This window comes from Mycobacterium sp. TY814, from assembly GCF_030755175.1.
In the GTDB taxonomy this organism is placed as follows: domain Bacteria; phylum Actinomycetota; class Actinomycetes; order Mycobacteriales; family Mycobacteriaceae; genus Mycobacterium.
The window spans coordinates 162,506-175,802 of sequence record NZ_JAUFRY010000005.1; the positions used below are offsets into that span (position 1 = coordinate 162,506).

General features: G+C 67.4%; 9 protein-coding genes. 5 read left to right on the top strand and 4 right to left on the bottom strand.

Annotated features, from left to right (window positions below; all coding sequences use genetic code 11):
• The first annotated feature begins 24 nt into the window (after positions 1–24).
• The gene (locus QXH22_RS28780; protein WP_306277691.1) at positions 25–1,437 is read left to right on the top strand and encodes a PPE family protein; all 1,413 of its coding nucleotides are present in this window, start codon (positions 25–27) and stop codon (positions 1,435–1,437) included.
• 58 nt (positions 1,438–1,495) lie between these two features.
• On the opposite strand, the gene QXH22_RS28785 is transcribed toward QXH22_RS28780, so the two are convergent.
• A complete protein-coding gene (locus QXH22_RS28785; RefSeq protein ID WP_306277692.1) occupies positions 1,496–3,673 on the bottom strand; it encodes a glutamine synthetase III in 2,178 nt (725 codons plus the stop codon).
• Positions 3,674–3,836: 163 nt separating this feature from the next.
• Between QXH22_RS28785 and QXH22_RS28790 the strand changes: the two genes are divergently transcribed.
• From QXH22_RS28790 to QXH22_RS28805, 4 genes are all read left to right on the top strand, one after another.
• Positions 3,837–5,273, top strand: a complete 1,437-nt coding sequence (locus QXH22_RS28790; RefSeq protein ID WP_306277693.1) for a wax ester/triacylglycerol synthase family O-acyltransferase — start codon at positions 3,837–3,839, stop codon at positions 5,271–5,273.
• Positions 5,274–5,311: 38 nt separating this feature from the next.
• Complete coding sequence (locus tag QXH22_RS28795) at positions 5,312–6,568, top strand: APC family permease (protein ID WP_306240617.1); 1,257 nt, start codon at positions 5,312–5,314, stop codon at positions 6,566–6,568.
• Between the two features lie 57 nt (positions 6,569–6,625).
• The gene (locus tag QXH22_RS28800; protein WP_306277694.1) at positions 6,626–7,357 is read left to right on the top strand and encodes a VIT family protein; all 732 of its coding nucleotides are present in this window, start codon (positions 6,626–6,628) and stop codon (positions 7,355–7,357) included.
• Positions 7,358–7,435: 78 nt separating this feature from the next.
• The gene (locus tag QXH22_RS28805; RefSeq protein WP_306240619.1) at positions 7,436–7,891 is read left to right on the top strand and encodes a pyridoxamine 5'-phosphate oxidase family protein; all 456 of its coding nucleotides are present in this window, start codon (positions 7,436–7,438) and stop codon (positions 7,889–7,891) included.
• A 12-nt stretch (positions 7,892–7,903) separates the two neighbouring features.
• On the opposite strand, the gene QXH22_RS28810 is transcribed toward QXH22_RS28805, so the two are convergent.
• From QXH22_RS28810 to QXH22_RS28820, 3 genes are all read right to left on the bottom strand, one after another.
• Positions 7,904–9,829 carry a serine/threonine-protein kinase gene (locus QXH22_RS28810; RefSeq protein ID WP_306277695.1) on the bottom strand — a complete coding sequence of 642 codons (1,926 nt, stop codon included), beginning with the start codon at positions 9,827–9,829 and terminating at the stop codon, positions 7,904–7,906.
• A 156-nt stretch (positions 9,830–9,985) separates the two neighbouring features.
• Positions 9,986–12,208 (bottom strand): MMPL family transporter, encoded by a 2,223-nt coding sequence (locus QXH22_RS28815; RefSeq protein ID WP_306240621.1) that lies wholly within the window; start codon positions 12,206–12,208, stop codon positions 9,986–9,988.
• Between the two features lie 13 nt (positions 12,209–12,221).
• On the bottom strand, positions 12,222–13,283 hold the full coding sequence (locus tag QXH22_RS28820) for an IS630 family transposase (protein ID WP_306275894.1): 1,062 nt from the start codon (positions 13,281–13,283) through the stop codon (positions 12,222–12,224).
• Between the last annotated feature and the right edge of the window lie 14 nt (positions 13,284–13,297).

A 13,297-nucleotide genomic window follows, 5' to 3' on the forward strand; every position in this document is an offset into this window, starting at 1 on the left:
GGGTGACGAGGAGGAACAGTACTGATGACCGTATGGATGGCGGCGCCACCGGAAGTGCACGCGAGCCTGCTGAGCGAGGGCCCGGGAGCCGGCACCCTCATGGCCGCCGCTTCCGGGTGGCGCGCCCTCAGCGAGGAGTTCGCTACGGTGGCAGCGGAGTTGACGTCCATACTCGCGGCGGTGCAGGGCGCAGCATGGGACGGCCCGACGGCCGGCCGCTACGCAGCGGCACACGTGCCGTACCTGGACTGGTTGACGCAGACCAGTATCAAGACCGCCGGCGCCGCCGCGCAGCACGAGGTGGCTGCCGCCGCTTACCTCGCGGCGCTGGCGGCCATGCCGACCCTGGCTGAACTGGCCGCCAACCATGCCGTGCACGGCGTACTGGTCGCGACCAACTTCTTCGGGCTCAACACCATTCCGATCGCACTGAACGAAGCGGACTACGTCCGCATGTGGATTCAAGCAGCCACGACAATGACTGTCTACCAAGCGCTTTCCTCGTCCGCCGTCACCTCGGTAGCCGGAACGGACACCGCGCCGCAGATCGGTACCGCCGAACCGGCCAAGTTCGCGCCCACCGATCCCATCGAAGAAGCACTCGCCTGGTCCGAGCATTTCTCGAGCATGTACCGGGTGCTCAAGTCACTCGTCACCAATCCGTTCGGCACCGCCGTGCAGCTCATCACCGACTTCGCCACCAATCCGGCGGCCGCCGTGACCACCTGGCTGCCCCTGATCTACGTATTCGCCTATGCCGCAACGTTCGCGCTGCTGGGTTCCCCCATCTACACGGTCATCTCGGCACCCGGATTTGCCGCGATCCCACTGGCCCTCGGCCTGTCCGCGCTGTGCGCCCTGCCCGAGATCGGGGCCGGCGCCGGCGCCGACATACCGGCGGCTGCCGCCGAACGCGTCCTGCCAGTCGCCGGCATCACGGTGAGCGCGACCGCGGGTGCGGCCCCGGCGCCCAGCCCGGCCCCCGGCCCGTCGGCGCCCGCCGCGCAGGCGGTGGCCGGTGCGCCCTCGGTCGCGCCCGCCCAGGGATTCGCCTACCTCATCGGCCCGGGTCCCGGCCCCGGCCCGGCACTCGGCCCTGCCCTGCGCACCAAAGTGGCCGCGAGCGCACCCGCGTCCCAGGTCACCGCGAATTCCGCGACCGCCGCCGCCGCAACCGCCCGGTCCCGCCGGCGCCGCTGCGACGACCTGCAGAGCCGCGGTTACCGCGATGAGTATCTGACTCTGGACGGCGACTTAGTACCGCCAGCGGTCAGTCAATCCGGCGCAGGCGCCGGAACACTCGGATTCACCGGTACCGCAACGATATCCGGAATCGACAGTGCCGCCGGCGCGGCCACACTGCCGGGAAGCTCTTTCACCGAGGCACCGACACTTCCGATGATGCCCGCCACCTGGGATCAGAGTCGCCGGGCGTGAGGGCCGGGAATCACCAGGCCCGCTGTTGCGGCCGGCCCTCACGCCCGACGACGGTCTATCAGAGGATGTAAAGCATCTCCTGGTAAGTGGGCAACGGCCAAAGATCATCCGCGACAACGCCTTCCAGAGCGTCGACCGCAGCGCGTACCGCCTCCATCGCCGGCAGCAGCTCCTTCTGGGCGTGCGTCGCCTCGTCCAGCGCGGAGCTCGCCGAGTGGTCGGACAGCGCGGCCTTCAAGGTCGTCAGTGCTGCCGTCAGGTCGGCGAGCGGAGCCGAAACCGCTTCCAGTGCAGCGATGCTCGGTTCGACACCGGCGGCTTTCAGGGTGGCGACGTTCTGGGCGAGCTCGGTCTGATAGCGCACGGCTGCCGGCAGAATGACCGTGGTGCCCATTTCCAGCGCCAGCTTCGCCTCCACCGCGATGGTCAGCGCGTACTGCTCGAGACGCACCTCGTAGCGGCTGTGTAGCTCCCGCTCGTTGAAGACGCCGTACTTCTCGAAGACCGCCACCGCTTCCGGCTTGATCAGCTCCGGGATGGCATCCAATGTCGTCTTGAGGTTCGGCAGTCCGCGCTCGGCCGCCTCGATCTGCCAGTTCTCGGAATACCCGTCGCCGTTGAACACCACGGCGCCGTGCTCGGTGATGACGTCGGTGAGCAGCTTCTGCACCGCGCCGTCGAAATCCTCACCGGCTTCGACAGCCTGCTCGAGAATCGTCGCCATGTAGTCGAACGAGTCGGCCATGATCGTGTTCAGGATGATCATCGGCACCGCGACCGTCTGGCCGGAGCCCGGTGCCCGGAACTCGAATCGGTTGCCGGTGAACGCGAATGGGCTGGTGCGGTTGCGGTCGCCGGCATCAGTCGGCAACGGGGGCAGCGTGTCGACACCGATGATCATGGTGCCCTTGCCCTTTGACGACGTGGCCGCGCCCTTGGCGATCTGCTCGAACACGTCGGCGAGTTGCTCACCGAGGAAGATGGAGATGATCGCGGGCGGAGCTTCGTTGGCACCCAGCCGGTGGTCGTTGGTGGCGGAGGCGACCGACACCCGCAGCAGCCCGGCGAACTTGTGCACGGCCCGGATGACCGCCGCGCAGAACACCAGGAACTGGGCGTTCTCGTGCGGGGTGTCGCCCGGCACCAACAGGGACCCGAGCTCGGAGTTGCCCACCGAGAAGTTGACGTGCTTGCCCGAGCCGTTCACGCCTGCGAACGGCTTCTCGTGGAAGAGGCACTCCATGCCGTGCTTCTTGGCGATCGTCTTGAAGATCGTCATCAGCAGCTGCTGGTGGTCGGAGGCGATGTTGGCCCGCTCGAACATCGGCGCCACCTCGAACTGGCCGGGGGCCACCTCGTTGTGCCGGGTCTTGGCCGGGATACCGAGTTTGAACAGCTCCCGCTCGGTGTCCATCATGAAGCCCAGCACGCGCTCGGGCACCGCGCCGAAGTAGTGGTCGTCGAACTCCTGGCCCTTGGGCGGCTTGGCGCCGAACACCGTGCGCCCGGCGTTGATCAGGTCCGGTCGCGCCAGGAAGAAGTGCCGGTCGACCAGGAAGTACTCCTGTTCGGGGCCGCAGAACGAGACGACCTTGTTGAGGTCCTGGTGCCCGAACAGTTTGAGGATGCGTTCGGCGTGAATCCCCATCGCCTGCTGGCTGCGCAGCAGCGGGGTCTTGTAGTCCAGGGCCTCACCGGTCATCGAGACGAAAACCGTGGGGATGCACAGCGTGTTGCCGTTCGGGTTTTCCAGGATGTAGGCCGGGCTGGTGACGTCCCACCCGGTGTACCCGCGCGCCTCGAACGTGCTGCGCAGTCCGCCGGAGGGGAAGCTGGAGGCGTCCGGCTCGCCCTGGATCAGCGTTTTGCCGGCGAATTCGGCCAGGGTCGCTCCGTCGGAGACAGGCTCGAGGAAGCTGTCGTGCTTCTCGGCGGTCAGCCCGGTCATCGGGTAGAAGACGTGCGCGTAGTGGGTGGCGCCCTTCTCCAGTGCCCAGTCCTTCATCGCCACCGCTACCGTGTCGGCCACAGCGGGGTCGAGCGGGGCGCCCTTCTCGATGGTGGCGACGATCGACTTGAAGACCGTCTTCGGCAGTCGCGCCTGCATCTCGGCCTTGGTGAAGACGTTGGAGCCGAAAATCTCGCCCGGCGCCTCGCCTGGTACAAAACTGATCGCCGGGGGTACATATGCCTCGACATTGTTGATCGCCTGCAGGCGGACCGCATTTCCGCTCAATTGAGTTCCTATCCGGCTATAAGGGGGGTCCGTGGCTCATCGCTTGACGGACGCTAGACCGCCTCACCGTAGGTAGGTTCGATGCCAATCTTGTTACGCCGGCGTCAACGGTGGCGCAGCATTGGTTGCAAACGTGAGACGTGACGTAGCGAGGGGGCTTGACGTGCAGCAGCTGAGTTGGAGCGACGACATGATGCTGCGAGCCGAAGGCCCGGCAACGCCGTTGCAGATCCAGATGCTGCTGATCTATGACCCGTCCACCGCCCCGAGTGGCAAGGTCACGTTCAAGGGCATCTTGGAGGAGCTGGACGCGAGGCTGCACCTGGCCGATGTGTTCCGCCGGCGGCTGACCGAGCTGCCGGGCGGACTGCACATGCCGTACTGGGTGGAGGACCCCAACTTCGACCTGGAATACCACGTGCGCCACATCGGGCTGCCACAACCCGGCGACTGGCGGCAGCTGTGCATCCAGGTCGCGCGGCTGCACGCCCGGCAGATCGACCTGCGTCGCCCGCCGTGGGAGATCACCGTCATCGAGGGGCTCAACGCCGTGCCCGGCGTCCCCAGAGGCTCGTTCGCGATGGCGTTGAAGCTGCACCACTGCGCGGTCGACGGGATGGCGAGCGTCCAGATGATCGCGGCGCTGCACGACCTCGCCGCCGACAGCCCGCGCCCGCCCGGCCCGGACCGGCCCTGGCGGCCGGCCCCGCTGCCCTCGACGTCGGAGCTGTTGTCCCGCACTGCGGTCAATGCCGCGATGTACCCGCTGAAGGCCGGCAGAGTCGTGCTGTCGAGTGCTCCGCAACTGGCCCGCGGACTGGCCGCGTTGCCCGGCAAGCTGGTCGGTGGCCTGGTGAGCAGCGTCGCCGACGGGAACCGGCCCACCTTTCCCCCGAGGACGCGATTCAACCAGACCGTGTCGCCGCACCGTGTATTCGAAGCGCGGTTCCATGACCTCGCCGACTTCAAGAAAATCAAGGCGCGGGTGCCGGGCGCCACGGTCAACGACGTGGCGCTCGCCTATGTCGGTGGTGCGCTGCGCGAATACCTGGACGGCCACGGCGAGCTTCCTGAGGAGTCGCTCGTCGCGGCGTGCCCGATATCGCTGCGCGAGGCCGGCGACACGAGCGACAAAGGGAACATGCTCGCCGGCCGCCTGCAACCGCTGGCGACCGATATCGCCGACCCGCTGGAACGTCTGACCGCCATCGCGCAGTCGACCGCGCAAAGCCGCTCCGAAGCCGAGCAGACGACCAGGACGCAGATGCTGGAGCTGGTGGCGACCCTGCCGACGGCGCTGCTCGGGGTCACCGCCAAGGCCGCCAGTGTGCTGCCCTTCTCCGGGCCGGCCGTCGCCAACACGACCGTGACCAACGTGCCGGGCCCCACCGCTCCGATCTACTTCCGTGGCGCCCTGCTGCTGCGCGCCGCCGGTCTCGGGCCGCTGATCGGCGGTCTGAACCTCTGCCATGTCGTGGCGAGCTACAACGGAACGCTGTCCATCAGCGCCACCGCCGACCGCGACGCGCTGCCCGACCCGGCCCGTTACGCACAGTGCATGGACAACGCGTTCGGGGACCTGCTTGCCGCAGCGGGTTGAGTCCTGGATCTGAGTCGACCGACAGATAGCGTGACCGGGTGACCACCGGCAACCGGCCTGCCGAGCATCTGCGACGCAGTTTGGGTGTCGGCGACGCGGTGGTCATCGGCCTGAGCTCCATGATCGGCGCCGGCATCTTTGCGGCGCTGGCGCCCGCGGCGCGGGCGGCCGGGGCCGGGCTGTTGATCGGCCTGGCGGCCGCGGGTGTGCTGGCGTACTGCAATGCCTCGTCGTCCGCACGGCTGGCCGCGCTGTATCCCGCGTCCGGAGGCACTTACGTCTACGGCCGCGAGCGGTTGGGCGAATTCTGGGGATACCTCGCCGGCTGGGGATTCGTCGTCGGAAAGACCGCCTCCTGCGCGGCGATGGCCCTGACCGTCGGAACCTACGCGTGGCCGGCCCACGCGCATGCCGTCGCAGTGATCTCAGTGCTGGTCCTCACCGTCGTCAACTATCTCGGCGTCCAGAAGTCGACGTGGCTCGCGCGCGGCATCGTCGCGACGGTGTTGCTGGTGCTGGCAGCCGTGGTGGTAGCGGTATTCGGCTCCGGTGCGCCGGAGCTCGTCGCGAATCTCAGTACGCTGCATGGTGTTTCGCCAGGCGGTGTGTTGCAGTCGGCGGGTCTGCTGTTCTTCGCGTTCGCCGGCTACGCCCGCATCGCCACGCTGGGCGAGGAGGTCCGTGAGCCGGCCCGCACGATTCCGCGGGCGATTCTGATCGCGCTGGCCGCCACGCTGGCCGTGTACGCCGCTGTCGCGGTTGCCGTGCTGGGGGTGCTCGGACCCCGGCGGGTCGCCTCGACCGCCACTCCCCTGGTGGACGCGGTGCGCGTCGCGGGCGCCGGTTGGCTGGTGCCGGTCGTCGCTGTCGGTGCGGTACTCGCGGCGCTGGGTTCCCTGCTGTCGCTGTTGCTGGGCGTGTCACGGACCGCTTTGGCAATGGCGCGCGACCGTCACCTGCCGCATCAGCTCGACGCGGTGCATCCGCGTTTCGCCGTGCCGCATCGCGCCGAGATCGCGGTCGGGGTGGTGGCCGCCGCGCTGGCGGCTGCGGCCGACCTGCGGGGCGCAATCGGATTCTCGTCGTTCGCGGTGCTGGTGTACTACGCGATCGCCAACGCATCCGCCCTGACGCTGCGGCGTGCGGAAGGTTCGCTGCCCAAGGTCATTCCGGTGGTCGGCGTGCTGGGCTGTGTGGTGGTGGCGTTCGCGCTGCCCGTGTCCTCGGTGATCGCGGGTGCGGTGTTCCTCGGTGTCGGGGCGACGGTGTTCTGGGTGCGGCGCCTGCTGCGATGAGGTTGGTGAGCCTGCACTTGGTGGCGGGACTCGCGCTGGTGCGGTTGGCTTTACCCCGTGGTTGACGATCAGCAGAGCCGACAATGGCATCATCCGTCCGAGCCCCACCGCGAGGGCGCGTCCGGCAGGTTGAACTGGCTGCGAGCCGCCGTCCTGGGTGCCAACGACGGGGTGGTCTCCGTCGCCGGCATTGTGGTGGGCGTCGCCGGGGCGACCGCCGCCCGTGGCCCCATCTTCACCGCCGGGTTGGCCGGCCTGGTGGCCGGCGCGGTGTCGATGGCGTTGGGCGAGTACGTCTCGGTATCCAGTCAGCGCGACAGCGAACGGGCGTTGCTCCACAAGGAACGTCACGAACTGCGCGACACTCCCGAAGCGGAACTGGCCGAACTTACCGCCATCTACCAGGCCAAGGGCCTGTCGCCCGCGACCGCTGCGACGGTGGCGAAGGAACTGACGGCCCATGACGCGTTCGCCGCGCACGCCGAGGCCGAATTGCAGATCAATCCCGAGGAACTGACCAATCCGTGGCATGCCGCGGCGGCGTCGGCCGGCTCGTTCATCGCCGGAGCTCTGCTCCCGCTGGTGGCGATACTGCTGCCCCCCGCGGCCTGGCGGGTGCCCGTGACGTTCGTCTCGGTGCTGATAGCCCTGGCTTTGGCCGGCGCGATGAGCGCACGGATCGGCGGTAGCAGCGTGCGCCGCGCCGTGTTGCGCGTCACCATCGGCGGCGCCGCCGGACTGGCTTTCACCTACGGGATCGGTCACCTCTTCGGCACTGCGGTGACCTGACGCTTACTGCTTTGGTCACCGCCAGGAGAGGACCTTTGGCAGGCGCGACGGCCGGTCCTGGTTCCCTAGGCTGTGGACATGACGCATGACAGCCAGGACCACGTTGGCGCCACCATCCTGTCCGCACACGAATGCTGGCATCTGCTGGCGAGTACGACGTTGGGCCGTCTGGTGACGGCCGTCGACGGGCGCCCCGAGATCTTCCCGGTGAACTACGTCGTGCAACGCAAGACCATCCTGTTCCGGACCGCCGGAGGCACCAAGCTGGTCAGCACCGCGATCAACAACAACGTGGTCTTCGAGGTGGACGACCACAACGTGGCCGAAGGCTGGAGCGTGATCGTCAAGGGCACCGCCCGCTCGGTGCGCAGCGACGAAGACATCGCCGAGGCCGAGCGGGCCCACCTGCTGCCGTGGACGGACTCGGAGAAATCGCACTATGTCCGGGTGCTCCCGGAGTCGGTGACCGGCAGGCGATTCCACTTCAGCCCGCGCGCCCACGGACACATTGCGGCGACCTCCGAAACCCGCTGACTCGCTCGCCTGTCAGTCGCCGGTCCGGGTGAACGTCACCTGCACGTCGGTGCTCGGGCAGTTGCCCGTCAGTTCCTCGTGTCCATTTCCGCTCAGCGTCGTGATCGGGTCTTGCAGCGGCTGCGGAAGGGCATAGGGCACAACGATTCTCACGTGCGTCGGGCCGCCCCTGCCGCAGGTGGCGTCGAACTCCCGGTCATAGTTCCAGGTTCCGTCCGCGTACTGCAGCACCATCGCGGTGGCCGGTGCGGTGTGGAACAGGCTCACGCACCGCGCTCCGGTGCGGAGGCAATCGGTTCGGACCATGTAGTCGCCCTGGTCCTTGAAACCGTTCGGCTGCACGGACAGTTGGTGGTAGTGGCCGTGCAGCGCCGCCGCCGGCGACGTCACGCGCGGCGGGAGTGCAGCCGGATCGGGCAGGCTGTTGATGTTGGCGTCGCCGGTGCGGGTGAAGGTCACGCTCCGTTTGTTGGCGCACCCCTTGGCCATCGTCTGGGTGGCTTCCCCGGCGAGGCTGCCATCCGGCCGCGGCTGCAGCGTAAACGTCTCCCATTCCTCCCCTTCGACGTTGCCGCAGGTGGTCGACCCGATGGTGACCGCTATCCAGGTCCCGTTGACCTGGTCCAAGACGATCTCCGGTGCATACATGGTCTCACCGCCCTGCCGCGACGCAGTTGCCACGCATCCGGCGGACCCGCACACCGAACGCACCGCCCACGTTTCGGTGGTCGGTGTCATCGGCTTCGGAGCCGCCTGCCCGTCAACGCCGGTCACCACGCCGTATTCCACCTGATAGGAGCCGGTGAACGGGCCGGTGTTGGGCGCGGGAGTGGTGGTGGTCGGCGACTCGGCGGCCGGAGTCTTGGCGGCCGTGCTCGAGCGGTAGTGGGAGATCAGCTTCTCTCCCGCGACGATGCCTCCGGCGATCAGCAGTGCGATGCAGGCCAGCGCGGCGGCGACAACCCTGGTGCGCTTGCCGCGGCTGGGCGTGACGCGCGGCAGCGCGGGCAGGGTGGCGCTCATCGAGGGATACGTCGGGTACTGCAGGACCGGGCCGCCCGGAATCTCTTCGGCGTAGGCGAAACCCGGGGCCGCGTACCTGGCCAGTTGTTCGGCGAACTCCTGGCAACGGCCGAAGCGGCGGGTCGGGTCCTTGGCCATCGCGGTGGCGAAAACCCAGTCCAGCCCGGCCAGTTCGGGTCGCACAGCGCCGATCGAGGGAGGCGGAGCGCCCACATGGCGGCTGATCACCACGGCCGACTTGGAGTCCTCGAACGGCGGCGCACCGGTCAGCAGATGAAATGCCGTGCACGCCAACGCATACTGATCGGCACGCCCGTCGATCGGATCACCGCGAAGCTGCTCGGGTGCGGAGTAGTTCACGGTGCCTACCGTCATGTTGGTCGCTGTCAGCCCGACCCCGTCGTCGATGCGCCGCGCGATACCGAAGTCGGCCAGGAAGATACCCCGTGGTTGCTCGCCGTCCAGCAGAATATTGGCCGGTTTGACATCGCGGTGCAGCAACCCACGGTGATGCGCGTAGTCCAGTGCCGAGGCCACCGCGTTGATGATCGGCACCACCTCATCCAACGGCATTCCGCCGGAGAACTTTTCGCGTAGCAATCGGGATGCGTCCGTACCCGCCACGTAGTCCATGGAGAGCCAGAACTGGCCACCCTGCTCACCGCGGTCGTGCACCTGGACGATATTCGGGTGCGAAAGGTCGGCAGCCAACTCGGCTTCCCGCTCGAACCGGGCTCGGTACACCGGATCGGCACTCCACTGCGCCGGCAAGACTTTCAGCGCATTCTCGCGGGGCAGCCGCGGGTGCTCCGCCAGGTACACCGTGCCCATGCCGCCGGCGCCGAGCACGCGAATGATCCGGAATCCGGCGAATAGTTCGCCGGATTTCAACGTCAGCGGGTGAGTGGTGTCCACGATGTCGTTCCTTCTGCGTTGCGGTTCATCCCTGCCGGGGCCGCCCGATGGGCCGGCACACATAATCTGCCGCGCAACGCTTGCCGCATCTTGTCGCAATTCTTGCGAAATTCTTGCGGCGCGGCCGCCACTAAAAGACCCTGCGGCGCAGCCGCCTTAAAGACCCGGCGCCTCGCTCAGCCCGAACCGCTCGTGCAGGCGGGTCAGCGCTTTGGGCGCCCACCAGTTGAATCGGCCGAGCACGTGCATGAACGCCGGCACCAGCACCATGCGAACCAGTGTGGCGTCGCACAGCACCGCCACCGTCAAGCCGAATCCGAACAGTCGCATGAACGACACTTGGGCGGCCATCAGCGCCGAGAACGAGATCGCCATGATCAGCGCCGCTGCGGTGATCACCCGGGCCGTGTGCGCCAGCCCCAAGGCGACGCTCTCGTCGTTTGCACCCGGGCCCTTTTCGGACGCCACCCAGTACTCGCGGATGCGGGAGATCAGAAACACCTCGTAGTCCATCGACAAGCCGAATGCGATGCAGAACAACAGGACCGGCAGCTCGACTCCCAGGGTGCCGGTGGCTGCCGTGCCGAGGCCACCGAGATGCCCCTCCTGGAAGACCCACACCAGCGCGCCGAATGCGGCGGTCAGCGACAGGGTGTTCATCAGCAGGGCTTTGACGGGCAGCACCGCGCTGCCGGTCAGCAGGAATACCAGGGTCAGGGTGATGACGGCGATGAGCGTCAGCACCACGGGCAGCCGGGAGGCGATCGCGTGCACACTGTCTCGATTGCTCTGTGCCACACCAGTAAGCCACGCCGGTCGGCCCCTCGGCGTCACCACGGCATGCAGCCGGTCCAGCTGCGTGGTGGAGGCGCTGGTGTACAGGGGTGCGGTGGTGCCGACAGTGAGGAATGCGCTGCCGTCCCTGAGTCCGTAGGCCGCCGAGGGTGGGCCGAACCGCCGGCCGTCGACGAACGTGCCGCCAAGCCACGACACCCACTTCACCTCGGGCACCCGCGAGAGCTCGGCAGCGTACGAATCCAGTTCGGCCGCAGACAGATTGGCGACGTCCGGCAAAACGACGGTGACGTCGGGCACACCCCGGTCCGGGAAGTCGCTGCGCAGCAGGTCGCCCACCTGGCGCGCCGAGGCCGAGGGGGGCAGGATCCGGTCGTCCGCGAAGCCCCAGCGCGCGCGGTGAAACGGTGAGCCCAGCAACAGCAGCAGGGCGATGACCGCCAATCCGAGGGGCAGCGCGTGGCGCATCACCATTTTGGACCAGTCGTACCAGGTCCGCCGCTGCCGTGACCCGCTTCGGCCGGCTGTCCCCCAGAAGATCCGGCGCAGCATCGGGCGGACATCCCAGGAATCTAGCCGGCGATCAAGCAGCACAATGGCCGCCGGCGTCACGGTGATCGCTGCCGCTGCGGCGAAGGCCACCACCGCTGTTCCGGCGTAGGCGAAGGATTTCAGGAAGTAGGGCGGGAAGAGCACCATTGTCGACATGGACAATGCCACCGTCATCGCCGAGAACAACACGGTGCGTCCGGCGGTGGCCATCGTGCGGCGCAGCGCGGCCTCCCGGGTCCCGCCGTCGGCCAGTTCGTCCCGGAATCGGCTGAGGATCAGCAGGGTGTAGTCGACGGCCAGCGCCATGCCCATCGCGACCGAAAGGTTCAGCGCGAAAATCGAGACGTCGGTGAACAGTGCGATGGCACGCAGGCTGGCGAGTGATCCCAGGATCGCGAACACGCCGACGGCGACCGGCAGCGCCGCCGCGACCAGCCCGCCGAACACCCAGACCAGCACCAGGAAGCTCAGTGGCAGCGCCACCGATTCCATCAGGAACAGATCTTGCTGAGTCTGCGCGTTCACCTGCCAGGCGACTGCGGCGTCACCGCCGGCCCGCACGGTCACCCCGTCGCGGTCGTGGACAAGTTCGTCGGACAGCCGCATCGCGTTCTGCTGGGCCTTGCCCTCACCGCCGCCGATGGCAGCCACGATCAGCCCAGTCTTACCGTCTTTGCCGAAGAACGCCGGGGCCGCTTCGGGCGGCGCGGTCCACCCTGATTGCACCTCACGCACGTCCGGCGAACTCTTCAGCTGCCGAACAAGATCGGTGCCGAGCGCTTTGGCCTGTGGTCCGTTGGCGCCGCCCGGTGAGGTTAGGGCGATCACCAGCGTCGTGTCACCCTGGCCGAACTTCTGTGACAGCAAAGCGCCGGCCCTGGATGATTCGGAACCGGGATCGGTTCCGCCACCACCCGAGAGGTGCTTGATCACCGGGACGCCGAAGATGGCGGCGCCGACGACGATCAGCAGCGCCGCCGCGATGACCCGCCTCGGAAAGGCGATGGCGAGGTGGCTTATCCGATCCAGCACGGCGATCCCTCCCCTAGTGTCCCGCGTCTGAAGTTTGTTTACGGGCGTGGGGCAGGATTTCGTCGGCGGTCTTGGTCCACGTGAACGGGTGGCAGCGTTGGTTCCAGCCGTCGATGAATGCGCTGATGGCCGTCATGAGTTCTTTGACGCTGTTGAAGGAACCGCGCCGGATCGCCTGGCGGGTGATGATCGAGAAGAACACCTCGACCAGGTTCAGCCAGGAACCCGAGGTCGGGGTGAAATGCAGTGTCACGCGGGGATTCTTGACCAGCCACGTGTTGATGTCGTCGTGTTTGTGGGTGTGGTAGTTGTCGCAGACCACATGCAGTTGCCGGCGGGGGTAGGCCCGCGCGACGGTCTTGAGGAAGGCGAGGAACTCGGCCTTGCCGTGGCGCTCATAGCAGCGGTCGGTGATTTTTCCGGTCGCGATCTCAAGGGCGGCGAACAACGTCGCGGTGCCGTTGCGCTGGTAGTCATGTGTCGCCTTCTCCGGCAGCCCGGGACGCAGCGGCAGAATCGGCTGGGTCCGGTTGAGTGCCTGAATCTGGGACTTTTCGTCCACACACAACACGATCGCCTTGGCCGGCGGATTCAGATACAGCCCGATGATGTCGCGCACCTTGGCTTCCAACTCGGGGTCGGTGGAGAACTTGAACGTCTCACGGCGCCACGGCTTGACCCCGTAGCGCCGCCACGCCCTGGCTACCGTGGCATCCCCGATGTTGAGGTGGCGACCCAGCAGTCGACTCGACCAGTGTGTGACCGCCAACGACTCCGGTGGCGGGTCCAAGGTGGCGGCGATGATCGCGGCGTCATCGACGGTCTTGGGTCGCCCACTGCGCTCCTCATCATCGAGGCCACTGATCCCGTTGGTGGCGAACCGATCCCGCCACTTGATCACCGTTGGACGTGACACCCCAATCAGGCGAGCCGCCGCGGAGGTCCCCGCACCATCGGCGACCGCCAGCACGATACGGGCCCGCTCAACATGTCCAGCAGGGGCAGTCGAGGACCGCGTCCACGACTCCAACGTCGCACGATCTTCAGAACTGATCACCAGCGCAGATGACGGCATACCCCATCATCCCA